We start from the raw sequence: 24,909 nt of genomic DNA on the forward strand, positions 1-24,909 counted from the left end.
TTTCAGACTCTTAGTACCGGGCTGGGGTTATTGCGCGACGGCTTCTAATTCAATAAGCGCGAGATCTTTCTTACGCAATACCAGGCTAACGCGACGGGTTTCAATATGAATAGGGTCGCCGAGTGGCGCTACGCGAACCACATTAAAGGACGATCCCGGCAGCATGCCCAGGGACAGCAGTTTCTGACGATAAGCTGGGCTAATTTCGCGGGAGAAACCGACAATCTTCCACGCAGTATCAGGTGTAAATTGCATATAACCTACTTGTGTATCGCTAGCTGAACGAGGGGAGCACCGCGCGCTGCCTGGCGGCAACCGGGGCGTCGTCAACGAATAAAGAAATAAAGCCTACTGAAAATGATGATAATGAGAATGGTTTTTATCATCAATACATATTATGCGATCGGCGGGAATTTCGAGCGGAATTTGCACTTTTTTTGATATGACGCAAGCAACTCATTGTAGCTGTAAATGAATTAAATATTATTTTCTTCGCTTAATGTTTAATTAAGGTTTCATTGGTTAATAAAATAAAACGTAATGAGGCTTATTATTAAAGGCCTATAAAAACGAACCGTGGGGTGAGATATATTGCGGTAGCCCGGGCGAGGCGTTTAACGCCGATCCCGGGGTGGCTCTGGAGCCTTTCCCGGCGTCGCTACGCTCGGCCGGGCTACTTTTTTCGATTAGCGTTTTTTACCCATGGCGGCCGCCAGCGCATCCATCATGGCGCTGTTGCCCGCAGGCTGTGCTTCACGCCCGCGCGGTTTTGCCGCTTTCGCGGCCGGGCGGTTGTTGCCCTGGCTGCGATCGTTACCGCCACTGCCGCGACGGGCGTTGGTTTCACCCGGTTGCTCGTCAAGACGCATGGTCAGCGCGATGCGCTTACGCTGCAGATCCACTTCCAGCACCTTCACTTTGACGATATCGCCCGCTTTCACCACGGTATGTGGGTCTTCGACAAACTTATCTGCCAGCGAAGAGATGTGAACCAGACCGTCCTGATGCACGCCAATATCAACAAATGCACCAAAGTTGGTGACGTTGGTGACAGCGCCTTCGAGGATCATCCCCGGCAGCAGGTCGTTCATGGTTTCTACACCGTCGGCGAACTTCGCGGTTTTAAACTCAGGACGCGGGTCGCGGCCTGGTTTTTCCAGCTCTTTGATGATGTCGGTAACGGTGGGCACACCAAAACGATCGTCGGTGAACTCAGAGGCTTTCAGGTTTCTGAGCTCATTACTGTTGCCCATTAAATCCTTCAGCGCCTGCTGCGTGGCGGCCAGAATGCGTTCGACCACCGGATACGCTTCCGGGTGAACGGTTGAAGCATCCAGCGGGTTATCGCCGTGGTTAATACGCAAGAAGCCCGCGCACTGCTCAAACGCTTTCGGTCCCAGACGGCTCACCTTCAGCAATTGCTGGCGGTTCTGGAACTGACCGTTCTCATCGCGCCAGGCGACGATGTTCTGCGCCATCATGCGCGTCAGGCCCGCTACGCGGGTCAGCAGCGGTACGGAGGCGGTGTTCAGGTCTACGCCGACGGCGTTTACGCAGTCTTCTACCACTGCATCGAGTTTACGCGCCAACTGAGTCTGGCTGACGTCATGCTGATACTGGCCGACCCCGATCGATTTCGGATCGATTTTCACCAGCTCTGCCAGCGGATCTTGCAGACGACGGGCGATAGAGACCGCGCCGCGCAGAGAAACGTCGAGGTCCGGGAACTCCAGTGCTGCCAGCTCGGAGGCGGAGTAGACGGATGCACCCGCTTCGCTAACGATCACCTTCTGCGCGGTGACTTTCGGGAACTGTTGCTGCACGTCGAGGAAGAAGCGCTCGGTTTCACGAGATGCCGTCCCGTTACCAATAGCCACCAGCTCCACGTTGTGTTTTTCGCACAGCGCGGCAACGGCAACCGCCGCTTTCGCCGCCTGGCCGGTGTGCGGATAAATAGTGTCGGTGGCGACCAGCTTACCGGTGCCGTCAACCACTGCCACTTTTACGCCGGTACGCAGGCCCGGATCGAGGCCCATGGTGGCGCGCAGGCCAGCCGGTGCCGCCATCAGCAGGTCGTGAAGGTTACGGGCGAAGACGTTGATCGCTTCATCTTCCGCGCGTTCGCGCACGGTGCCCATCAGCTCGGTTTCGAGGTGCATCAGCACCTTGATGCGCCAGGTCCAGCTGACCACGCCTTTACGCCAGCTGTCCGCCGGGGCGTTGTTCAGGCGTAGGCCAAGGTGGTCGATAATAATCTGTTCGCAGTAGCTCTCTTTTGGTGGCTCGTCGAACTGCGGGTCGGCGTTGAGAGAGAGTTGCAGCACGCCTTCATTGCGCCCGCGGAACATGGCCAGCGCGCGGTGGGAAGGGGTGGTTGAAATCGGTTCGTGATGGTCGAAGTAGTCGCGGAATTTTGCGCCTTCCTCTTCTTTACCGCTGACCACTTTGGCGACCAGGTGGGCGTTTTTCCACAAATAGTCGCGTACTTTTGCCAGCAGGCCGGCGTCTTCTGCGAAGCGCTCCATCAGGATGTAGCGCGCGCCGTCGAGGGCGGCTTTGGTATCCGCCACGCCCTTATCGGCATCGATAAATTTGGCGGCTTCGGTTTCCGGGTCGTGAGACGGCTCGCTCCACAGTAGGTCGGCCAGCGGCTCAAGGCCTGCTTCAATGGCAATCTGCCCGCGGGTGCGGCGTTTCTGTTTGTACGGTAAGTAGAGGTCTTCCAGCTCGGTTTTGTTGAGCGTGCCGTTGATGGCTTTTTCCAGCGCTTCGGTCAGCTTACCCTGCTCACCGATGGATTTCAGAATGACCTGACGGCGGTCTTCCAGCTCACGCAAATACCCGAGGCGGGTTTCCAGATTACGCAGCTGCGTATCATCCAGTCCGCCGGTGATTTCCTTACGATAACGTGCAATAAACGGCACGGTGTTCCCTTCATCAAGCAGGCGAACGGCGGCTTCCACCTGTTCGGCTCTGGCCTGAAGTTCACCCGCAATAATGCGGCAGAGCGAATCATTCATCATGGCTTGGTTTCACTGTTAGGTCATAAAATCAGGGGACAGTTATACGGATTGACTGGCAAAAATGCCAGTCATCAGCGGGGGCTTCGGATTGTTCCGGCCTTATTTTACGTATTCGATCTCATTCACGTACCAGCTCGCTTCGCCGGCCGGGGTGTTGACCACTGCCAGATCGCCGACCTCTTTCTTCAGCAGCGCGCGGGCCATCGGCGAGTCGATAGAGATATAGTCCTTGCGACCAAAAATCTCATCGTAGCCGACAATACGAAAACGCTTCGTTTCGCCGTCGTCGTTCTCTATCTCAACCCAGGCGCCGAAAAAGACTTTGCCTTCCTGCTGCGGGGAGTAATCGACAATGCGCAGATTCTCCAGGCACTTGGTCAAATAACGAACGCGTCGGTCAATCTCCCTTAAGCGTTTTTTATTATACTGGTAGTCAGCGTTTTCACTGCGATCGCCAAGGCTTGCGGCCCAGGTCACCTTCTTTGTGACCTCCGGGCGCTCTTCGCGCCAGAGATAATCCATCTCTTTTTTGAGCTTTTCGTACCCTTCACGGGTGATCAACTGTGTTTTCATGTTCCGTGCTTACCTGGCTGCCGAGGAAAGAATACGCACAATACGTATTACGTGAGTATGCCGACAGAATAAATAATGTGTATTAAGATTCATTGTATACTTAACTCGCTGTTAAATATGCTTTGTAACAATTTAGCCTGGAATTTATACCAGATTTAGCTGGTCGCAAGCGCAGGCTTTTTTGAGAATAGATGCTGAATAATTGTTGCGAACCTTTGGGAGTAAAAACAATGCAAGAGAATTATAAGATTCTTGTTGTGGATGACGATATGCGCCTGCGTGCGCTGCTGGAACGTTATCTGACCGAGCAGGGTTTCCAGGTTCGAAGCGTAGCTAACGCCGAACAGATGGACCGATTGCTGACTCGTGAATCATTCCATCTGATGGTTCTGGATTTAATGCTGCCAGGCGAAGACGGTCTGTCGATTTGCCGTCGTCTGCGTAGCCAGAGCAACCCGATGCCGATCATCATGGTGACGGCGAAAGGGGAAGAAGTTGACCGTATCGTGGGCCTGGAAATCGGCGCCGACGACTACATTCCGAAACCGTTCAACCCGCGTGAACTGCTGGCCCGTATTCGTGCGGTGCTGCGTCGTCAGGCGAACGAACTGCCGGGCGCGCCTTCTCAGGAAGAAGCGGTTATCGCCTTTGGCAAGTTCAAGCTGAACCTCGGGACTCGCGAAATGTTCCGCGAAGATGAACCTATGCCGCTCACCAGCGGTGAGTTTGCGGTGCTGAAAGCGCTGGTCAGTCACCCGCGTGAACCGCTGTCTCGCGACAAGCTGATGAACCTGGCTCGTGGTCGTGAATACTCGGCGATGGAACGCTCCATCGACGTGCAGATTTCTCGCCTGCGCCGCATGGTGGAAGAGGATCCGGCTCACCCACGCTATATTCAGACCGTTTGGGGTCTGGGCTACGTGTTCGTCCCGGACGGCTCTAAAGCATGAGGCGACTGCGCTTCTCGCCTCGAAGTTCGTTTGCCCGCACGTTACTGCTGATTGTCACCCTGCTGTTCGTCAGCCTGGTGACAACCTATCTTGTGGTGCTGAACTTCGCGATTTTGCCAAGCCTGCAGCAGTTTAATAAGGTCTTAGCCTACGAAGTCCGTATGCTGATGACTGATAAACTGCAGCTGGAGGACGGCACGCAACTTGTCGTGCCGCCGGCATTTCGCCGCGAGATCTATCGTGAACTGGGTATCTCACTCTATTCCGATGAAGCCGCAGAAGAGGCCGGTTTACGCTGGGCTCAACACTACGAGTTCTTAAGTCAGCAGATGGCCCAGCAGCTGGGCGGGCCGACTGAAGTTCGCGTTGAAGTCAATAAAAGCTCCCCGGTGGTCTGGCTGAAGACCTGGCTGTCGCCCAATATCTGGGTGCGCGTGCCGTTAACCGAGATCCATCAGGGAGACTTCTCCCCGCTCTTCCGCTATACCCTGGCGATTATGATGCTGGCGATAGGCGGCGCGTGGCTATTTATCCGCATCCAGAACCGACCCCTGGTCGACCTGGAGCACGCCGCGCTGCAGGTCGGTAAGGGCATCATTCCTCCGCCGCTGCGTGAATACGGCGCGTCAGAGGTGCGTTCGGTGACTCGAGCCTTTAACCATATGGCCGCGGGCGTGAAGCAGTTGTCCGATGACCGTACGCTGTTGATGGCCGGTGTCAGCCACGACCTGAGAACGCCGCTAACGCGTATTCGTCTGGCGACGGAGATGATGGGCGAAGAGGATGGTTATCTTGCTGAATCTATCAATAAAGATATTGAAGAGTGCAATGCCATCATCGAGCAGTTTATTGACTATCTGCGTACCGGTCAGGAGATGCCGCTGGAGTCTATCGACCTCAATACGGTGCTGGGTGAAGTGATCGCAGCAGAAAGCGGCTACGAGCGCGAAATTGATACCGCACTGTTCGACGACGAGATCCCGGTAAGGGTGCATCCGCTGTCTATCAAGCGTGCGCTGGCCAATATGGTGGTGAACGCGGCGCGTTACGGCAACGGCTGGATTAAAGTCAGCAGCGGTCGTGAAGCGCATCGCGCCTGGTTCCAGGTGGAGGACGATGGCCCAGGGATTAAACCCGAGCAGCGTAAGCACCTGTTCCAGCCGTTTGTGCGTGGCGATAGTGCCCGTACCATCAGTGGAACGGGTCTGGGGCTGGCTATCGTGCAGCGTATTATCGATAACCACAACGGGATACTGGAACTGGATACCAGTGAACGCGGTGGGTTGTTGATACGTGCGTGGCTGCCGGTGCCGGGTGGGCGACCGCCAGCACCAACGAAAGAGAGCTAAAAAAAACCGCTGGGGGAAACCCCGGCGGTTTTTGTTTATAGGGTGCGGCTTCTCGTCCCGGCGGCGCTTCGCTTGGCCGGGCTACTTGTATGGGCGCGCTAAATGGCGATCAACTGCTTAATGATGAATGGGTTGGCCTGAATCAGCAGCAGGAGTTTTCTTGGTGCCCCCGTTGGCTGCCGACGTTTTGTCTCCCAACTTTTTACCAGGTCGTGGCTCACGCCGACGGCGATGGCAAAATCTTGCTGGCGGAGCCCGGTGGCTTCGCGAATGGCTTTTACATCGATCTCGCTGAAGGTATGGATGTGCTCAGGCTTTGGCGTCTCATCGCCTCTTTCAATGCGTACCATCTCTTCTGCACTGGCCAGCAGATCGGCAAATAATTCATCTTTCATGGTTGCCTCATCGCATTGGATAACTGCTTCTGTAGGACCTGGCGTCGTTTACTGAATCCCTGTAGCTCGATGAAGGTGAACATTACGCTTCCTGCGTAGATGATATTTTCACCAAGTATGAGTGTACTTGGTACACTTAAAAAGCGTTTAGATAAAAAAAAGCCCTTATCCCGAAGGGTAAGGGCTCAATCACGTTTTTACTCGTTACAGCTTCGGCCCTGCGCTCACCAGCGCGGCGCCTGCCGGGGTATCGGTGTACTTCTCGAAGTTCTCAATGAACAGCTTCGCCAGTGCTTGCGCTTTTTCCTGCCACTGCTCCGGCGAACCGTAGGTGCTGCGCGGATCGAGGATATGAGTGTCTACGCCCGGCAGTTCGGTTGGGATCTGCAGGTCGAACATAGGCAGGGTGAAGGTTTCTGCGTTGTCCAGCGAGCCGTCGAGGATGGCATCGATAATCGCGCGCGTATTCTGGATAGAGATACGTTTGCCGGTACCGTTCCAGCCGGTGTTGACCAGATAAGCCTGTGCGCCAGCGGCCTGCATGCGTTTTACCAGCACTTCTGCGTATTGCGTTGGGTGCAGCGACAGGAAGGCTGCGCCGAAGCAGGCGGAGAAGGTTGGCGTTGGCTCGGTGACGCCGCGCTCGGTGCCCGCCAGCTTCGCGGTGAAGCCAGAGAGGAAGTGGTACTGCGTCTGATCGGCGGTGAGGCGCGATACCGGCGGCAGAACCCCGAAGGCATCGGCGGTCAGGAAGATAACCTTGGTCGCATGGCCCGCTTTTGACACCGGCTTCACGATATTGTCGATGTGATAAATCGGGTAGGAGACGCGGGTGTTCTCGGTTTTGGAACCGTCGTCGAAGTCGATTGTGCCATCAGCCAACACGACCACGTTTTCCAGCAGCGCATCGCGGCGAATCGCGTGATAGATATCAGGCTCGGCGGCTTCGGAGAGCTTGATGGTCTTCGCGTAGCAGCCGCCTTCAAAGTTAAACACGCCGTCGTCGTCCCAGCCGTGTTCGTCATCGCCAATCAGACGACGTTTCGGGTCGGTGGAGAGGGTGGTTTTACCGGTGCCGGACAGGCCGAAGAACACCGCCACGTCGCCCTTTTCGCCGACGTTAGCCGAGCAGTGCATGGACGCGATACCCTGCAGCGGCAGCAGGTAGTTCATGATAGAGAACATCCCTTTTTTCATTTCGCCGCCGTACCAGGTCCCGCCGATCAGCTGGATGCGCTCTGTCAGGTTAAACGCGACAAAGTTTTCCGAGTTGAGACCCTGCTCTTTCCACTGTGGGTTAGTGCATTTTGCGCCGTTCATCACGATAAAGTCTGGCTTGAAGGTCTTCAGCTCTTCATCGGTTGGACGGATAAACATGTTCTTCACGAAGTGCGCCTGCCAGGCGACTTCAGTAATAAAGCGGACGGACAGGCGGGTGTCTTCATTCGCGCCGCAGTAGGCATCGATGATGAACAGGCGCTTGCCGGACAGCTGCTGGGAGACCAGGCCTTTAAGATGTTGCCAGATTTCAGGTGATAGAGGCTTGTTGTCATTTTTTCCGTTGCCCTTATCAGACCACCATACCGTGTTGCGCGTGGTGTCGTCGCGAACGATATATTTGTCCTTTGGAGAACGGCCGGTAAAGATACCGGTATCGACAGAAATTGCGCCCAGGTTCGTTAAGATACCGCGCTCATAACCTTCCAGGTTAGGATCGAGTTCTTCTTGATACAATGTATCGTAATCGGGGTTGTAGACGATATCCTGTGCGTCGTTAATACCATAAGCCTTGAGGTCCTGCGGGGTTATACCGTTGCGCATTTCACTGCTCCTTAGCCAATATGTACTGCTATAAATTCTATGGGTATTTTAGGGGTGTTGACCGCGACCAGGCTCATAGATTTACGTATCCCGACAAACGTCTTACTTACGAAAACATTGTGACTCCTGTCACGAAGCGACAGGGATTATGACAGGAAAAGCCTCATAATTGGCACGAATGTTCTTAAATGGTTACAAAATGGTTTAACGGACGGCGTAAATGTGAAATTAATCGCATTTGTGAAAGAAAATTACGTAATGCTTTCAGAGAAAAAATCGATTCACCACGCTGAGCATAATTGAGTTTTGGCGCTCTGACCGGTACGCAAAACGCGTTTTTTCTTCACTTCTGGAACAGGAATATCGATATGGATGCTGTGACTCCTCTTTCGCCCCCAACCCGCTGGGGTATGGTGCTAACCGGCGTCATACAAGGGCTCTTGTGCTATTTACTGACGATGTATCTGATCCCTAAAAACAGCGGCTGGATGTTTTACGCTTTGCCGGGAAGCCTGGCATTATCTTCTGTGCTGCTGTTTACCGTGGTCTCCTTCAAACAGCGCGCGCTGTGGTGCTGGCTGGCGGTGGTACTGGTGGTGGTGTTGGGGATGGGGGGCTGGCTTATGTTCAATCTCAACGATGAAGACCACTGGCGGCAGTACGATGCGCTGTGGACTTACGGTTGTTGCCTGCTGCTGATGGCGATGCTGGCGCTGCCGTGGCTGCAGTATCGCCTTCAACCGACGCCCGGCGTGGCGCGTTATGCGCACTTTTATGCACAGCAGTGGCAAAACGCGCTGACGCTGCTGCTGATTGGCGTTGCTAACGGTCTGGTGTGGTTGGTTCTGTTGCTCTGGAGCGGGCTGTTTGAGCTTGCCAATATTACCTTCTTCTCGCACCTGTTCTTCGATACGCAGTGGTTTGTCTTTATCTGCATTGGCCTGGTGACGGCGCTAACGGTGATCCTCGCGCGCCAGAATGAACGGCTGATTGCTGCCATCCACAAGCTGCTGGCGCTGATAGCCACCGGGCTGTTGCCGCTGGTGTCGCTGCTGGCGCTGCTGTTTCTGGTTACGCTGCCGTTTGCGGGCGTGACGGCGATTTCTCAACGCTTTTCCGCCGCAGGGTTGCTTTCCGCATTGGCGTTTGTGCAACTGCTGCTGACGGCAATGGTCTGGGCACCGAGTCAGGCGCGTCTGGCCTATCCACGGCCGCTGCGCGGCTTGATTTTGGCCGCCGTGATGCTCTCGCCGGTATACGTCCTGATTGCCGCCTGGGCGCTGTGGGTGCGTATTGGGCAGTATGGCTGGACGTCAGACCGCCTGCACGGCGTGTTGGTAGTGGTGGTTCTGCTGGTCTGGTCGGTGGGCTATTTGCTGAGCCTGCTGCGCCGCCGCGACGATCCCTCCTCTGCGTTGGGAAGCGTGAATCTGGCGGTATCGCTGCTGGGACTGGTGCTGCTGGTACTGTTGTATACGCCGGTGCTGGACAGCTGGCGCATCAGCGTGAATAGCCACATGGCGCGTTACCACAGTGGGAAAATCAATGCTGACCAGGTGAGCCTGTATATGCTGTCGCACAGCGGCAAGCCGGGGCGCGCGGCGCTGCTTGAATTACAGAAAGATAACGAGTTCACCAAAGATGCGAAGCGGCAACAGCAGCTTAAGCGCCTGCTAAGTGGCGACCTTAGCCCGACGGTGAAACTGACTGCCGCCGTGTTGGCGAAAAACGTGATGGTGCTGCCAGGCAGTACGCCGCCGGATGATGCGCTATGGGCGGCGGTGATTGAACGTCGTTATCTGGTGGAGTCCTGCAGCGAAGTCGATAGCTGTGTGCTGGTGAGTCAGGATCTCAATGGTGATGGCAAGGTGGAGCAGGTGCTGTATGCCTTTGGCGATCGTACCGTGCTGGTCTTTGGTCAGGGTGAGAAAGACTGGGAGTATAAAGCGAGTGCACCGCTGCCATCCGGTGTGAATAAAGCGAAGCTGCTGCAGGCCGTGAAAGAAGGGACGTTAGGTTCGAAACCGAAGGCGTGGAAGGATATTACGCTGGGAGATGAGACGGTGGTGCTGGACTATCGGCGCTGATTTTCCCCGGCGGCGCTGCGCTTGGCCGGGCTACAAACGATCGTAGCCAGGCCGAACGAAGTGACGCCGGGAAAGGCTCAGAACTTAATGAACCTGCGGGTCAGACGGTGCCGCGTTATTGCGGATTTCCGCAATATCCATCGCGTTGAACACATAGTGGCTGCCACAGTAGTCACAGTGCATATCAATTTCACCTTCTTCTTCGAGGATGCTGTTGATCTCCTCGTCCGGCAGCGTTTTCAGCGCACCGGCGCAGCGTTCGCGTGAACAGGTGCACTTAAACTCAACGTCCTGTGGATCGTACAGGGTGACTTCTTCTTCGTGGTACAGACGCCACAGCACATCGTTAGCCGGCAGCGTGAACAGCTCTTCGGCTTTGATGGTGTCGGTCAGCGCCGCCAGGTGTTCAAAATCTTCCGGCTGCGCGTTCTGTGCAGGCATCACCTGCAGCAGCATTCCGCCTGCCGCTGGCTTACCGTCGGACTCGCCGGTACGAATAATCAGACGGGTTGGCAACTGCTCAGAGCGCTGGAAGTAATCTTCCAGACAGGCCGCCAGCGTATCGCCCTCCAGACCCACCACGCCCTGATAGCGCTCGCCTTCGGCAGGCGTAATGGTGATCACCAGATAGCCGTTGCCGATAAGCGTTTTCAGGTCGGCGTCTGCCGGAATATCGCCCTGCACGCGCGCGACGCCGCGCAGCTGCTGGTGGTTGTTACCGTTGATCACCGCCAGCGTCATCGGGCCATCGCCCTGCAGCTGCACGGTGATATCGCCATCAAATTTCAGCGTTGCGGTCAGCAGGCTGGTGGCGACCAGCAGCTCGGACAGCACGTTTTTCACCGGCTGCGGGTAGTTATGGCCTGCCAGAATCTGTTCGAGCGTTTCGGATACGGTGACCAGTTCGCCACGCACGGCATAGTTTTCAAACAGATAGCGATGTAATTGATCGTGTTGAGTCATAATTTTCTCTCTTGGGGTGGCAGTTATTCACTGTCGCCGTATTTAAATCTCATCAGGTCGCGCCGCTCTTTTTTATCCGGCCGTCTGTCCGGATGCGGCATGGTCAGCGCATTTAGCTTGCGCGCCAGGGCGACTTTTTCGCGCTTCTCGATACTTTCCGCCGTCTCTTCATAAAGCGAGACCGCCTCCGTCGCCGGACGCCGCTGCTCCGTGATGCCTTTCACCACCACGGTGCGCTCATCGTTTCCCTGGCGAAGCGTCAGTTGGGCGTTCAGTTCAACCACTTTGCTGGGCTTGCTGCGCTGCCCGTTGTAGTGAACCTTACCGCCTTCAATCATCTCTCGGGCCACGGCGCGCGTTTTATAAAACCGCGCGGCCCAGAGCCACTTATCAAGCCTGACGCCTTCGGTAGACTTCTCTTTCATGGTCGCTCCTTCACTGCAGTGAGGGGATCAGACGACGGTAATCGTTAAGCGCGGGATGACGCAGGTACTGCTTTTCCGCAAGGCCGGAGTCGGGGTTGGTTACACCGAGGCAATAGCGGATCCCAAAGTGGGTGGCGGCATCCAGGATGGGTTCGCTATCGTCAATAAATAACGTGCGCTCGGCATCCAGACCCGTATGTTCCTCAACTGCCCGCCATAACCGCTGATCCTCTTTCGGATAACCAAATGTATGGGTGGAAAGTAATAAATCAAGGTGCTCGCCGAGACCGGTGTGTTCCAGCTTCACCGCCAGGTTGTGCGGATGGGCGTTGGTCAGCAGGATGCGGCGCTTGCCGCTGGCTTTTAGCGCGTTCAGGAACGGAATCGTATCTTCACGCAGCACCGCGCGCGGCCCCTGTTCGCTGGTCATCGAACAGATATCGAGGCCCAAACGATCGCTCCAGTAATCCAGACAGTACCAGTTTAGCGTATGTTGCACCGCATGGTACTCCTGGCGAATGGCTTCCTGCGCCGCTTGCGGCGTGATCCCAAGCTTTGCGCCGTAGGTTTCCGGCACCAATTTTTGCCAGAAATAGTTATCGAAAGCGAGGTCGAGCAGCGTGCCATCCATGTCCAGAAGAACGGTATCTACCTCGCGCCAGGCGATATCAAAATGCATGGTGGGTCTCCAGACGGAAGAAATGCGCGACAGATTAACATAACCTGTCGCGATGATGACGATGAGGCTTAGTGCGTTGGAAAATCGGACTTGAACTCATCAGGGGCGGAAAGCAGCACGGGGTTGGTGCAGCTCTCATAATATTTCTGAATGTCAGCCAGACGTTCACGATGGCGATGATAGCGGCGCAGCGCCTGTATGCCGTTGTATACCGCACACACAACCATTGCGAGCATCAGCAGCGTGGTGGCCAGATAGTGCCACAGCCCGCTGCTGTCCGGCATCCGGTGCAGGTTGATGTGCTGCGTGCCGTTGGCGTCGGTATAGAGATTGGTGACGATCCCTTCGGCATGGAATGGCGTATGCATCAGCATGCCCGCCAGCCGTTGAAACTCTCCCCACTGCTCGCTAGCCGGGTAGTCGTACAGCATGGTGGTGGGATAAGGCTGGCTAACGAAATCACTGCCTTCATCGCTGGTTATCAGGAAACCGCCCGGAGCCGGGCTGTTCAACGCCTGCGCCGCGCGCGCGGTTTCACGCAGAATAAACGGCGCGGTGGAGGTATCGACCAGATTGTCCAGCGACTCTGCGCTGACCGGGCGCAGCAGAACGTTGACGCCGTCGAGCTTGCCGGAGTTGGCGCGCTTCACCAGCGCATCCCAGTCGCGGGTGTTGCCGAGGTTAACCAGCGCATTTTTCAGGCGCACACAGTCGTCGGCGGCGGAACAGAGATCTTTGGTCTTCAGCACGATATCGGCGAAGTCGTCCAGCAGCACCATACCGGATTTCTGAATAGCCGAACGCAGCGCGGGGCTAACGCGCGAATCATCATCCGCCGTGGGGTGTAACTGACGGTTGACAGCCTGTACCAGCGCGGTTGCCTTATTGACGGTTTCTGATTCCGGCAGCGGCAGGCGAGGGGCATCGTTCCAGATAATCTGCGAACAGTCGAACGGCAAGAACGGTGAACTCTCCTGCGCCGTCCAGGTTCCCGGCGAATGGATGTTACACATCCCCGTTCCGCTGATGTGCAGCGTATCGCCGACGCGGACACCCGTCTGCTGCAGCTGGCGAACGTCTTTGGCCTCAATGGTTTGTGCACCTTTGAGCCAGGAAAGGGTAAATTTAAACGGCATGTTCAGCGGCACGCTGACCCACATCATGATGGCCACCAGCAGCGCGCCGCCGCCGATAACGACGCTGCGCAGCCAGTGCTGAAGCGGGAAGTTTTTGACTTCGTCATGCAGGGAGAGAAAACGTCCCTGGCGCACCACGTGCCTATCGAGATAGATATCAATATCCGTTTTCTGCCCCAGATCCTGGGCCACAAATGGCTGCCAATGGCGAGGGTAGATTAAGTCGATGATCCCAAGGGAGATGTTATTGATCTGTTCCTGATCGTTCTCACCGAAAAGACCCCAGCGCTTTGGCGTACCGCGCAAGCAGTGGATCTCACGCAGCGATGACTTTGTCGGCGGCGCAAATAGCCCCCACAGCCCGGCGCATAGCAGCAGAACCGCGATGCCGAAAATCCACGGCGTAAACACCGCCGGGGCGATCAGCCCGCAGTAGAAAAGAATGAAGGCGGCGACGATCAGCAGCGCTTCTCGCAGGCCGTCAGGGCGGCTCAAGGCGTGCTCTTCATGGGTTTCCTGGCGAATGTTAAGCAGCTCAATCTGCTCGCTCTCTTCACCGCGGATAGAGGCCTGAGTCGAAGAGGATGACTCCAGGGCAAAGCTTTTATTTTCAGGCGAGTAGCTCTTAAGCGAATGGCCGTTCAGGCCAATGACCAGCGGCACATCGTCGGTAGCGATAAGCTCAATGCTGTTCTCATCGGTAATATGCTGTTCCCAGAATGGCGGCAGATGCACTTCCACGGAGTCGAGGAAATAGCGCCATTTATTTGGATCATCGGTGGTGATGCCGTAGCGGGTAATGGCGCGCGTCAGCGTAAAGACGGTGTTGCTCTGCGGCGTGAGTGTCAGCACCGCAGGGGCGATAGTCGCACCGGACGCCGGCATCTGCTGATCCTGATTAAGATAGCTGAGGTAGTTTTCAACGCCCTGGCGCTCTTCATCGGTGAGTTTCCGTGTGGAGGCGCCCGGAAATTGATGCAGCCACGGCAGTTGAAGACGTTTCGTCCGTTTACGTAAGAGCCAACCGACCAGCACGGCGCAGATCACTATCGCTACGGTAAAGATCATCAGTGTGCCCATGCTTTTCCCATCATACTTATTTTAGAGGTCTCTTCGTTGCCTGCTTTTCGTATAAACCATTGGCACGTATTACGCGTTCACAAAAAGAGTCTATAGACTCTCGCAAAACGTAAGCATAACAAACCCATTGGCCGACGAGTATCAGTAAATTCCCAATTGTATTTCAAGCTCTTGACATTTATCCATAAATGAGAGATGAGAAGCAAGAGGTTACGACAATGTAAATAAAGCGCGTTATGCATTGCTGGAACGGCATCGCTATCGCACAATGATAAAAGTCATTACAGCAAAGACCCCGGCCCAATGAGCAAATCATTACAGAAACCTACCATTCTCCATGTTGAAACCGTCGCGCAGTCACGCCTTTTTAACGTGGAAAGCGTTGATTTAGAGTTCAGCAATGGCGTACGTCGCGTTTATGAGCGTATGAAACCGTCCTCGCGCGAAGCGGTGATGATTGTGCCGATTGTCGACGACCACCTGATCTTAATCCGCGAGTACGCGGTAGGCACCGAGTCCTATGAACTCGGTTTCTCGAAAGGGCTTATCGACCCTGGCGAAACGGTGATGGAAGCGGCGAACCGCGAGCTGAAAGAAGAGGTGGGTTTCGGCGCACATGAGCTGACGTTCCTGAAAAAGCTCGGCATGGCGCCGTCCTATTTCTCCAGCAAGATGAATATCGTCGTGGCGGAAAACCTCTACCCGGAATCGTTACCGGGTGATGAGCCAGAGCCGCTGCCGCAGGTCCGCTGGCCGCTGGCGAACCTGATGGCACTGCTGGACGAACCTGATTTCAACGAAGCGCGCAACGTGAGCGCGCTGTTTCTGCTGCGCGAGTGGCTAAGAGAACAGGGCCGATTGCCATAAAAAAGGCGCCGATGGCGCCTTTTTTATGCCGGGATCCCGGAGTCGGTGCTGCGCACCTCGTCCGGGCTACATGCAGGCTATAAAACAGAGTTTCGTAGCCCGGCCAAGCGAAGCGCCGCCGGGAAGACCCAAAAATCGGTGCTACGAGTGAGCAACAAAAAAGGCGCCGATGGCGCCTTTTTCTTAGAACAACTCGTGGGTTTCCCCGTTATCAATCACCTCGGTCCCCACCTCGTGAACCGCCTGCTGTGTAGGCTGCGTTCCCTCGATGAAGTACTCCTCACGACTGCTGCCCCCGTTGGCTAACTGCCCGGTGCTGCGGTCGATATTGACCGTGACCACGCCCGGCGGTGGGGTGAGCGGCTGCTCAGGAACGCCTGCCAGAACCTGCTTCATAAAGGCATCCCAGGCAGGCTGCGCGCTCTTTGCGCCACCTTCGTAACCGGAGATCTGATCTTTGATAGCACCAGATGCCGTCGTGCGTCCCAGGTCGCGACGATGATCGTCAAAACCAATCCACACCGACGTCACCACGCCCGGACCGTAGCCAGAGAACCAGGCATCTTTCGAGCTGTTGGTGGTACCGGTTTTACCGCCGATATCACGACGGCCCAGGTCACGCCCAGCGCGCCAGCCGGTACCCTGCCAGCCCGGTTCGCCGAAGATATTGGTGTTCAGCGCGCTCTTAATCAGGAACGACAGCGGCGTGTTGATCACGTGCGGTGCGTACTCCTGAGCGCCGGTCTGCGCGACCAGTTGCTGGTTAGCTTGCTCCAGCGCTGGCATCGGTACGGTAGAGTTCTGCGGCATCTGAGAAACGGCAACGTCTTCCACGTCGTTGTTTTCCAGCACATTAGACTTCTGCGTATCGCCATAGATAACCGGGATATTGCAATCAGGGCAGGCAATTTTCGGCTTCGCTTCAAACAGCACGCCGCCCTGGTCGTTTTCAATCTTGCTGATGTAGTACGGGTCGACCAGGAAGCCGCCGTTCGCCATCACCGCATAGCCACGGGCGACCTGCAGCGGGGTAAAGGATGCCGAGCCCAGCGCCAGCGATTCGGTATGCACGATGTTGTTGGCTGGGAAGCCAAAGCGTTGCAGATATTCAGCCGCGTAATCCACGCCCATCGCGCGCATCGCACGTACCATCACCACGTTCTTCGACTGCCCCAGACCCTGACGCAGACGGATTGGACCGGCGTACTCTGCCGGAGAGTTTTTCGGCTGCCAGTCGGAGCCCGCACCAGCATCCCAGCGGGAAATTGGCACGTCGTTAAGCATACTGGCGAGGGTCAAACCTTTGTCCATCGCGGCGGTATACAGGAATGGCTTAATGTTTGAACCGACCTGACGCAGCGCCTGGGTGGCACGGTTAAACTTACTCTGGTTGAAATCGAAGCCGCCGACCAGCGCAATAATCGCGCCGTTTTGTGGGTTGATGGAGACCAGCGCGGAGTTTACGTCTGGCACCTGCGCCAGCCACCAGCTATCGCCGTTCTGACGAATCCAGATCTGCTGGCCTGCCAGCACCACATCAGTCACTTTGCGCGGGGTTGGGCCCTGCGCGGTGTCCGAACGGTACGGACGCGCCCAGCGCATCCCTTCCATGGTTAATGACACCGATGTGCCATCAGCCAGTTGAACGGTCGCTTCCTGCGGATTGGCGGCGGTGACGACGGCAGGCACTAACGGGCCATAGGACGGCAGCGGACGCAATGACGCGCGAATTTTTTGGCTATCCCACGGGGTTTCGCCCGCTTTCCACAGCACGTTTGACGGGCCGCGATAGCCATGGCGCATGTCGTAATCCATCACATTATTGCGCAGCGCCTGCTGGGCCGCCTGCTGATTCTTGCGGGTGATGGTGGTGTACACGCGATAGCCATCTTCATAGGCCTGCTCACCGTACTGCTTCACCATATCCTGACGCACCATCTCCGTTAAGTACGGGGCAGAGAAGGCAATCTCCGGGGCGTGATAGTCGGCGTCAATCGCTTCGTTACGCGCCTGGTCGTACTGTGCCTGGGTGATATAGCCTTCGCTCAGCATGCGCGACAGCACCACGTTGCGGCGCGCGGTGGCGCGATCCAGCGAGTAGAGCGGGTTAAAGGTGGACGGTGCCTTTGGCAAACCGGCAATCACCGCCATCTCGCTCAGGGTGAGCTGATCGACGGGTTTGCCGAAATAGACCTGAGCGGCTGCACCCACGCCATACGCGCGGTAGCCGAGGTAAATCTTGTTCAGGTACAGCTCAAGAATCTCGTCCTTGCTCAGCATTTGCTCAATGCGAATAGCAAGGAACGCTTCCTTCACTTTACGCATTAACGTCTTTTCAGGGCTGAGGAAGAAGTTACGCGCGAGCTGTTGAGTGATGGTACTGGCCCCCTGCGACGCATGGCCGGAGAACATCGCCACGCTTGCTGCACGGAAGATACCGATGGGGTCGATCCCGTGGTGTTCGTAGAAGCGGCTATCTTCGGTCGCAATGAACGCTTTCACCATTTCTGGTGGGATCTGGTTGAGGGTCATAGGAATACGGCGTTTTTCACCGTACTGCGCGATGAGTTCACCGTCTGCGCTATAGACCTGCATTGGCACCTGCAGGCGCACGTCTTTGAGCGTCGCCACGTCGGGCAACTGAGGCTCAATATATTTGTAGAGGCCGTAGATCGAGCCTGCTCCCAGCAGAATGCAACAGACTGCAAGGATGAATAAATACTTTACGAACTTCACCGGAGATTTCCCATTAAGTGTCATTTGGGCAGTTTATAAACAAACGCGCGGTAGTATAAAGGCAAGCCAGATGCATTGATATAGCCGTCACTATGAGGTGACGTAAGGATGATCGTGAAATGGCTTTCAGATGCTGGCAAATGGGTCTTCATATTCAGCAGGATAACGTCTTTATCGTTGCACTTCAGTGCACTCGCCGCGGCTGGTCCCTTCGCCGCTGGTGGCAACTGCCGCTACCGCCGTCCGCGCAGCAAGACGACGACGCGCTGCTGGCGGTGCTCAAACCATGGCGTCGGGAGTTGCCCTGGCAGCACGCGGTGAGCCTGGCCTTTCCGGCCAATAGAACGTTACAAAAAAACCTCCCTCTTGCGGCAATGTCGCTGCGTGAAAACGAACAAACTCAGTGGATTGCCAGCGCGATGTCGCAGCAGCTTGAGATGAACGCGGCATCGCTCTGTTTTGACTATCATCTGGCAGAGCCGCAGGGGCGTTGGAACGTTACCGCGGCGCAGCAGCACGATATCGCCCGTTTACAGCGGCTTGGGAAGGCGCTGCATTTACAGATTGTCGCGATCACTCCCGATGCCTGCGCGCTACAGACGCTGGTGCCGCAGTTGGATTCTCAGGATGCCATGCTGGCCTGGCGAGATACCCGGCAGTGGCTCTGGGCAAGCCGGGAAGGTTGGGGGCACTGTGCTTTTGACGACGCGCCCTCGCTGATGCAACTCGGTGCCCAGTTGGGCGTCAACCCACAACGCCTGGTGTGCTGCACCGCGCAGCCCGCCGAATATAAAGGCTTCGATCCCTGGAGTGTGGTCGTGCAAAAGTATCCGCCGCTGCCTGCCAGAGGCGATGATTTTGCGGTGGCACTGGCGCTGGCAATGGGGACAACGTCGTGAACATCCCTCCGGTGAATTTTCTTCCCTGGCGACAGCGCCGCTTTCGGCGACTGCTTCACCGCTGGCTAGGGTGGGTAGGCGTTATCTGGCTGTTGTGCGGGGTGCTGGCGTTTGTCGGGCGCGGATATTGGCTGTCGGTCGCCGCGGTCAGCAATGTCCATGCCGAAGCAGAGCGGGTGCTGGTGCAGCAACTGACGCAGCGGGAGCAAGCGCTCCTGGCGGGTCTACAGCAGCAGGCCGTCCTTAAAAAACGGCAACGCACTCGACAGCTAACCGAAGCATGGTCGCCCCGACTACTGGCGCTGGCAGAGCATTTGCCCACGTCGGCGTGGCTAAGCGAGCTTAGCTACCGCGACGGCATGCTGGTGCTATCGGGTGTGTTGACGTCGTTTTCTGCGTTGGCTGAGGTTGAGCAAACGCTGCGAGCTATCCCTGGGTTTCGTCTGGGGCAGGCCGGGAAAATCCAGCGCAATAGCACCGGCCGCTGGCAGTTCCAGTATGCATTACGCGAGGAGAGTGGAAATGCGCCACCTTGAGCGTCTGTGGCCGCTCTCTCCCGAAATGAAGGTGGGCGCGGGAGCGATGCTGGCGATGCTGTTAGCGATATATGGCGGCTACCAGGCCGGGCATAGGGCCTATATTGAGACAGAAAAACGCCACGAAGCACAACGGAAACAGCACGAGCAATATCTGGCGCGCTGGCATCGCGTTGCGCACCTCAACGCCGACGTGCGCTCTGCACCGCGGCTGGAAGAACAGGTCTCTCCGCTGTTCTCGCCGGTCGATTTTCAGCGAGCAGGTTCCCGGCTTACCCACTGGCAGCCCACGGAGACGGGCGGTGAGATATCGCTGGAGGCACCGTGGCATGCGGTTCCTGAGACCTTTTCTCGGCTGGCAGAGCGTGGGATGCGGGTGGTTGGCTTTACGCTGTCGACGCACGATGATGCGCTCCAATTTACCCTGCAACTGGTACGCGACGATGAGTCCTGAACGCGCGCTTCTTTTATTACTCACCGTTCCGCTGCTGTGCGGCATGCGGGATCCGTTCGCCCCGGTGGTGGATGTCTGCCAGACCGCGCAGCTTGCTGATTGGCACTACCGGGGTGGAACGCAATCGGCATCACGGCTGATTGGCATAGCGCAGGAACGGGATGAACGCTGGCGGCGCGTGGAAGTCGGGCAGACGCTGAATGCGGGGTGGCGGGTTACGGCGATCACGCTGGATAGCCTGACCGTGGAAACGGGTGAGGGGTGCGAGCCCCGAATCTGGCAATGGAAAAGAGAAGGAACGCCGAATGATAAAAAGGATAGTGCTGTTGATGCTGGCGCTGGTGTCAGCGCTGGCGACGGCGAAAAACGTCACGCTGGTGGTGGACGACGTGCCGGTCGCGCAGCTGCTCCAGAGCCTCGCTGACCTGGAACAGAAGAACATGGTTATTTCCCCGGAAGTACAAGGAACCCTCTCGCTTCAGCTGCGTAATCTGCCGTGGCAGCAGGCGATGCAGACGGTCATCAACAGTATGGAACTGGTGCTCACACAGGAAGGCGGCGTCTATTACGTGCACTCGCAGCGCTGGCGTGAAGAGAAGCAAGCGAGGGTGCAGCAGGAAAGGGAGAAACGCCAGCAGACGCTGCCGCTGATGAACCGTAGCCTGGTGCTGCACCATGCCGATGCCAGCGAGCTGGCTAAAGCAGGGGGGAAATTACTGAGCGCGCGCGGATCGCTCACCGTTGATAAACGAACCAACCGGTTGATTGTGCGCGATGACCGGGAGCATCTCCCGGCGCTGGAAGCCTGGGCGAAGGAGATGGATATCCCGGTCGGGCAGGTTGAGCTGGCGGCCCACATTGTTACTATCAACGAAACCAGCCTACGAGAATTAGGGGTGAAGTGGAATCTTGCCGACGCTGCTGGGACAACGGGTTCAGGCAAGATCACCACCTTAAGCAGCGATCTCTCGGTGGCGGACGCCACGACGCGCGGCGGGTTTAACATCGGGAAAATCAATGGTCGCCTGCTCGAGCTGGAACTCTCGGCGCTGGAACAAAAGCAGAAGGTCGATATCATTGCGAGCCCACGTCTGCTGGCCTCGCATCTGCAGCCTGCCAGTATCAAGCAGGGCAGCGAAATTCCTTATCAGGTTTCCAGTGGGGAGAGCGGTGCAACCTCGGTGGAGTTTAAAGAGGCGGTGCTCGGCATGGAAGTCACGCCGACCGTGCTGCAAAACCAGCGCGTTCGCCTGAAGCTGCGCATCAGCGAAAACATGCCCGGCCAGGTGCTACAGCAGGCGGACGGTGAAGTACTGGCGATTGATAAACAGGAGATTGAAACCCAGGTTGAGGTCAAAAGCGGTGAAACGCTGGCGCTGGGCGGCATTTTTTCGCAGAAGAACAAGAAGGCCAGCGATAGCGTTCCGTTTCTTGGCGATATCCCCTTGTTAGGCCATCTTTTTCGCCATGATGGCAAGGACAATGAACGGCGCGAGCTGGTGGTGTTTATCACTCCGCGTATTATTTCTGCGCAGTAGCGACGGGGAAACATGCTGATTTGGTGAATAAGGTGTTTCCCAAGTTTGACGTGGGGCCGGATTTAGCATACAAGGAGTACCGATTTGAGCGTCAGTGAATAACATTCCTTCCTCCTGAAGTCTGCTGATTTAATCTGTTGCCAAACCAGCCGGAGTATTGAGATAATTTTCAGTCTGACTCTCGCTCTATTGCATAAGAGGTTTCAGTTCATGTCCAGCGACGCGCGAACGACTGCGGCGCGGATTTATCATTAACGAATAGTCTTAGTAGTACCAAAAAAATGGCAGAGAAACGCAATATCTTTCTGGTTGGGCCTATGGGTGCCGGCAAAAGCACCATTGGGCGCCAGCTGGCTCAACAGCTCAATATGGAATTTTACGATTCTGATCAAGAGATTGAGAAACGAACAGGCGCTGACGTGGGCTGGGTCTTTGATGTCGAAGGCGAAGAAGGTTTCCGTGACCGCGAAGAAAAAATCATCAATGAGTTAACGGAAAAGCAGGGTATTGTTCTGGCAACAGGCGGTGGCTCTGTAAAATCACGTGAAACGCGCAATCGTCTCTCCGCTCGTGGTGTCGTCGTCTATCTGGAAACGACCATTGAAAAACAGCTGGCACGTACTCAGCGCGATAAAAAGCGCCCGCTGCTGCAGGTCGAAACTCCACCGCGCGAAGTGCTTGTAGCGCTGGCTGATGAACGTAATCCGCTGTACGAAGAGATTGCGGATGTCACCATCCGTACTGACGATCAGAGCGCAAAAGTTGTCGCCAACCAGATTATCCATATGCTGGAAAGCAACTAATACTGGCCCAGAATAGAACGCCAGCGAATAAAAGTAACTAAGGTGGACGTCGCGTTATGGAGAGGCTTACTGTAACTCTCGGGGAACGTAGTTACCCGATAACCATCGCGGCTGGTTTGTTTAACGATCCAGCTTCCTTCTTACCGCTCAAGTCTGGCGATCAGGTTATGCTGGTCACCAACGAAACGCTGGCACCGCTCTACCTGGACCAGGTTCGTTCCGTGCTGGAGCAGGCTGGCGTGAAGGTGGATAGCGTCATTCTGCCGGACGGCGAACAGTATAAAAGCCTGGCCGTCATGGACACCGTCTTTACTGCGCTTTTGCAAAAACCGCACGGTCGCGATACCACTCTCGTTGCTTTAGGCGGCGGCGTTATTGGCGACTTGACCGGTTTTGCCGCGGCGAGCTATCAGCGCGGCGTGCGTTTTATTCAGGTTCCTACCACCTTGTTGTCTCAGGTGGACTCTTCGGTTGGCGGCAAAACCGCGGTCAACCACCCTCTCGGCAAAAACATGATCGGCGCATTCTGGCAGCCAGCCTCCGTGGTTGTTGACCTGAACTGCCTGAAAACGTTGCCGAAACGCGAACTCTCCTCCGGTCTTGCTGAAGTCATCAAATACGGCATCATTCTTGATGCGCCGTTCTTTGACTGGCTGGAAGAGAACATCGATGCGCTGATGGCGCTCGATGAAAAAGCGATGGCGTACTGCATCCGCCGTTGTTGTGAGCTGAAAGCGGATGTTGTGGCAGCCGACGAGCGCGAAACCGGGTTACGTGCTTTACTCAATCTTGGACATACTTTCGGTCATGCGATCGAAGCTGAGATGGGTTACGGCAACTGGCTGCACGGTGAAGCCGTTGCGGCAGGTATGGTCATGGCCGCGCATACATCAGAACGTCTGGGGCAGTTTGATGCCAAAGACACGCAGCGCATCATCGCGCTGCTCAAGCGAGCAGGCCTACCGGTTGCTGGTCCGCAGGAAATGTCGGCAGAAGCGTATTTGCCGCACATGATGCGAGATAAAAAGGTTCTTGCTGGCGAAATGCGGTTAGTGCTGCCGCTGGCCATCGGGAAAAGTGAGGTGCGCGGTGGCGTATCCCACGACGTGGTTCTTGGCGCTATTGCTGATACGCAGCGGGCGCAACTATAAGAAAGGTCAAGCCGCGTTCGCGCGGTGTTTTAACTTCAGGTGATATGCAAATTGTCGTGGCATAAGCCTTTTAGTGGGGTGTTAAATGGATGAATTTAAACCAGAAGACGAGCTGAAACCCGATCCCAGCGATCGTCGTACTGGTCGCTCTCGTCAGTCTTCCGATCGTGACAACGAGCCACAGATCAATTTTGATGATGTGGATCTCGATGCTGATGAGCGTCGTCCGTCCCGTAGTCGCAAAGCGCGTGAAGAAGATGAGCCGGAAGACGAATACGATGAATCTGATGATGCCGAAGAAGGCGATGCAGAGGAAGTCGTAGAGCGTCGCCCGCGTAAACGTAAAGCTGCCGCGCCGCGCAAACCAGCTTCCCGCCAGTATGTCATGATGGGGCTTGGCGTTGTCGTGCTGCTGGTGCTGATCGTCGGCATCGGTTCGGCGCTGAAAGCGCCATCCTCTAACGACCAGAGCGCCTCTTCTGAGAAGAGCGTGTCGCTTTCTGGCGATACCAACACCGACCAGGCTAATAATACTGCCCAACCTGCCGCGCAGGAGAATACTCCACCGCAGCAGCAGGACGTCTCTCTGCCACCGATTTCCTCTACCCCAACCCAGGGCCAGGAAAACGCGGCACCAGACGGCCAGCAGCGCGTTGAGGTTCAGGGCGACCTGAACAATGCGCTGACGCAGCAGCAGGGTCAGATCGACAATGCGGTAGTGAACTCCACGTTGCCAACTGAACCTGCAACCGTCGCGCCAATCCGCAATGGTGCTCGTCCGGCAGTGACCGCACCGGAAGCGCCTCGCCAGACGGCGACCACACCGCGTCCGGAACGCAAGCACGCGGTTATCGAGACCAAACCGCAGCCAATGGCAACGGTGAAAACGCCTGCGCCAACTGCGCAGACCAAGCCTGTTGAAACCAAGCCAGCGGTGACCGCACCGAAGCATACCGAAACCGCAGCGACCGCGGCACAGGTTAAAGCGCCGGTCACGGCAACCGCAACGGCAAAACCAGCCGCGACGACCACCGCGCCAACCGCGACGGCGGCTACTGCAGCACCTGCTGCGGCGGCAACCGGTAAATCTGCGGGCGACGTGAACGCGCTGAAAACGGCTTCCGGCTCGCACTACACGCTGCAGCTCAGTTCCTCTTCCAACTACGACAACCTGAACGGTTGGGCGAAGAAAGAGAACCTGAAAAACTACGTGGTGTATGAAACCTCCCGTAACGGTCAGCCGTGGTACGTACTGGTTAGCGGCATCTACGCATCTAAAGATGATGCGAAACATGCTGTCACCACGCTGCCAGCTGACGTCCAGGCGAAAAATCCGTGGGCGAAGCCGCTGCATCAGGTACAGACTGACCTGAAATAATCGTTATTAAGATAACCCTATCCGCGCCGTCGTGTGCGGATAGGGGAGAAGCGCAGGATGCTGTCG

At 56.3% G+C, this 24,909-nt stretch carries 22 protein-coding genes; 12 read left to right on the forward strand and 10 right to left on the reverse strand.

The window, feature by feature from the left end; translation table 11 throughout:
- Nucleotides 1-27: 27 nt before the first annotated feature.
- From feoA to greB, 3 genes are all read right to left on the reverse strand, one after another.
- Nucleotides 28-255, reverse strand: a complete 228-nt coding sequence (feoA, locus tag V6944_RS05430; RefSeq protein ID WP_052282977.1) for a ferrous iron transporter A — start codon at nucleotides 253-255, stop codon at nucleotides 28-30.
- Between the two features lie 431 nt (nucleotides 256-686).
- Nucleotides 687-3,023, reverse strand: coding sequence for a Tex family protein (locus V6944_RS05435; protein ID WP_333498192.1), 2,337 nt, complete (start codon nucleotides 3,021-3,023; stop codon nucleotides 687-689).
- A gap of 99 nt (nucleotides 3,024-3,122) precedes the next feature.
- A complete protein-coding gene (greB, locus tag V6944_RS05440) occupies nucleotides 3,123-3,596 on the reverse strand; it encodes a transcription elongation factor GreB (RefSeq protein ID WP_185668998.1) in 474 nt (157 codons plus the stop codon).
- Nucleotides 3,597-3,826: 230 nt separating this feature from the next.
- Here greB and ompR point away from each other — a divergent pair, with 230 nt between their 5' ends.
- Nucleotides 3,827-4,546, forward strand: a complete 720-nt coding sequence (gene ompR / locus V6944_RS05445) for an osmolarity response regulator transcription factor OmpR (protein ID WP_001157751.1) — start codon at nucleotides 3,827-3,829, stop codon at nucleotides 4,544-4,546.
- Nucleotides 4,543-5,895 (forward strand): two-component system sensor histidine kinase EnvZ, encoded by a 1,353-nt coding sequence (gene envZ, locus V6944_RS05450; RefSeq protein WP_333498193.1) that lies wholly within the window; start codon nucleotides 4,543-4,545, stop codon nucleotides 5,893-5,895. Before ompR ends, envZ begins: the two co-directional genes overlap by 4 nt.
- A gap of 98 nt (nucleotides 5,896-5,993) precedes the next feature.
- On the opposite strand, the gene nadS is transcribed toward envZ, so the two are convergent.
- Complete coding sequence (gene nadS, locus V6944_RS05455) at nucleotides 5,994-6,290, reverse strand: NadS family protein (protein ID WP_333498194.1); 297 nt, start codon at nucleotides 6,288-6,290, stop codon at nucleotides 5,994-5,996.
- Nucleotides 6,291-6,494: 204 nt separating this feature from the next.
- On the reverse strand, nucleotides 6,495-8,111 hold the full coding sequence (pckA, locus tag V6944_RS05460) for a phosphoenolpyruvate carboxykinase (ATP) (protein ID WP_333498195.1): 1,617 nt from the start codon (nucleotides 8,109-8,111) through the stop codon (nucleotides 6,495-6,497).
- A 368-nt stretch (nucleotides 8,112-8,479) separates the two neighbouring features.
- Between pckA and V6944_RS05465 the strand changes: the two genes are divergently transcribed.
- Nucleotides 8,480-10,198 carry a DUF4153 domain-containing protein gene (locus V6944_RS05465; RefSeq protein WP_333498196.1) on the forward strand — a complete coding sequence of 573 codons (1,719 nt, stop codon included), beginning with the start codon at nucleotides 8,480-8,482 and terminating at the stop codon, nucleotides 10,196-10,198.
- Between the two features lie 84 nt (nucleotides 10,199-10,282).
- Here V6944_RS05465 and hslO read toward each other — a convergent pair whose 3' ends face one another.
- From hslO to V6944_RS05485, 4 genes are all read right to left on the reverse strand, one after another.
- Complete coding sequence (gene hslO, locus V6944_RS05470) at nucleotides 10,283-11,161, reverse strand: Hsp33 family molecular chaperone HslO (protein WP_185668993.1); 879 nt, start codon at nucleotides 11,159-11,161, stop codon at nucleotides 10,283-10,285.
- Between the two features lie 23 nt (nucleotides 11,162-11,184).
- Nucleotides 11,185-11,586: a ribosome-associated heat shock protein Hsp15 gene (gene hslR / locus V6944_RS05475; RefSeq protein ID WP_185668992.1), complete on the reverse strand. Its 402-nt coding sequence runs from the start codon at nucleotides 11,584-11,586 to the stop codon at nucleotides 11,185-11,187.
- 10 nt (nucleotides 11,587-11,596) lie between these two features.
- Complete coding sequence (gene yrfG / locus V6944_RS05480; RefSeq protein ID WP_333495577.1) at nucleotides 11,597-12,265, reverse strand: GMP/IMP nucleotidase; 669 nt, start codon at nucleotides 12,263-12,265, stop codon at nucleotides 11,597-11,599.
- 68 nt (nucleotides 12,266-12,333) lie between these two features.
- Complete coding sequence (locus V6944_RS05485; protein ID WP_333498197.1) at nucleotides 12,334-14,481, reverse strand: intracellular growth attenuator family protein; 2,148 nt, start codon at nucleotides 14,479-14,481, stop codon at nucleotides 12,334-12,336.
- 303 nt (nucleotides 14,482-14,784) lie between these two features.
- Here V6944_RS05485 and nudE point away from each other — a divergent pair, with 303 nt between their 5' ends.
- The gene (nudE, locus tag V6944_RS05490) at nucleotides 14,785-15,348 is read left to right on the forward strand and encodes an ADP compounds hydrolase NudE (RefSeq protein ID WP_333495579.1); all 564 of its coding nucleotides are present in this window, start codon (nucleotides 14,785-14,787) and stop codon (nucleotides 15,346-15,348) included.
- 183 nt (nucleotides 15,349-15,531) lie between these two features.
- Here nudE and mrcA read toward each other — a convergent pair whose 3' ends face one another.
- Nucleotides 15,532-18,084 (reverse strand): peptidoglycan glycosyltransferase/peptidoglycan DD-transpeptidase MrcA, encoded by a 2,553-nt coding sequence (mrcA, locus tag V6944_RS05495; RefSeq protein WP_333498198.1) that lies wholly within the window; start codon nucleotides 18,082-18,084, stop codon nucleotides 15,532-15,534.
- Between the two features lie 119 nt (nucleotides 18,085-18,203).
- On the opposite strand from mrcA, the gene V6944_RS05500 reads away from it, so the two are divergent.
- From V6944_RS05500 to damX, 8 genes are all read left to right on the forward strand, one after another.
- The gene (locus tag V6944_RS05500) at nucleotides 18,204-18,983 is read left to right on the forward strand and encodes a pilus assembly protein (protein ID WP_333498199.1); all 780 of its coding nucleotides are present in this window, start codon (nucleotides 18,204-18,206) and stop codon (nucleotides 18,981-18,983) included.
- On the forward strand, nucleotides 18,980-19,519 hold the full coding sequence (locus V6944_RS05505; RefSeq protein WP_333498200.1) for a PilN domain-containing protein: 540 nt from the start codon (nucleotides 18,980-18,982) through the stop codon (nucleotides 19,517-19,519). Before V6944_RS05500 ends, V6944_RS05505 begins: the two co-directional genes overlap by 4 nt.
- Nucleotides 19,506-19,973, forward strand: coding sequence for a HofO family protein (locus tag V6944_RS05510; protein ID WP_333498201.1), 468 nt, complete (start codon nucleotides 19,506-19,508; stop codon nucleotides 19,971-19,973). Before V6944_RS05505 ends, V6944_RS05510 begins: the two co-directional genes overlap by 14 nt.
- Nucleotides 19,963-20,397 (forward strand): HofP DNA utilization family protein, encoded by a 435-nt coding sequence (locus tag V6944_RS05515; RefSeq protein WP_333498202.1) that lies wholly within the window; start codon nucleotides 19,963-19,965, stop codon nucleotides 20,395-20,397. Before V6944_RS05510 ends, V6944_RS05515 begins: the two co-directional genes overlap by 11 nt.
- Nucleotides 20,279-21,511 (forward strand): DNA uptake porin HofQ, encoded by a 1,233-nt coding sequence (hofQ, locus tag V6944_RS05520; protein ID WP_333498203.1) that lies wholly within the window; start codon nucleotides 20,279-20,281, stop codon nucleotides 21,509-21,511. Before V6944_RS05515 ends, hofQ begins: the two co-directional genes overlap by 119 nt.
- Nucleotides 21,512-21,792: 281 nt before the next feature.
- A complete protein-coding gene (gene aroK / locus V6944_RS05525; RefSeq protein WP_185668982.1) occupies nucleotides 21,793-22,314 on the forward strand; it encodes a shikimate kinase AroK in 522 nt (173 codons plus the stop codon).
- Between the two features lie 56 nt (nucleotides 22,315-22,370).
- Nucleotides 22,371-23,465, forward strand: coding sequence for a 3-dehydroquinate synthase (gene aroB / locus V6944_RS05530; RefSeq protein WP_333498204.1), 1,095 nt, complete (start codon nucleotides 22,371-22,373; stop codon nucleotides 23,463-23,465).
- A gap of 85 nt (nucleotides 23,466-23,550) precedes the next feature.
- Complete coding sequence (damX, locus tag V6944_RS05535) at nucleotides 23,551-24,843, forward strand: cell division protein DamX (RefSeq protein WP_333498205.1); 1,293 nt, start codon at nucleotides 23,551-23,553, stop codon at nucleotides 24,841-24,843.
- The last annotated feature ends 66 nt before the right edge of the window (nucleotides 24,844-24,909 follow it).

Origin of the sequence: Kluyvera sp. CHPC 1.2972, from assembly GCF_036759925.1 — a bacterium.
Lineage (GTDB): Bacteria > Pseudomonadota > Gammaproteobacteria > Enterobacterales > Enterobacteriaceae > Kluyvera.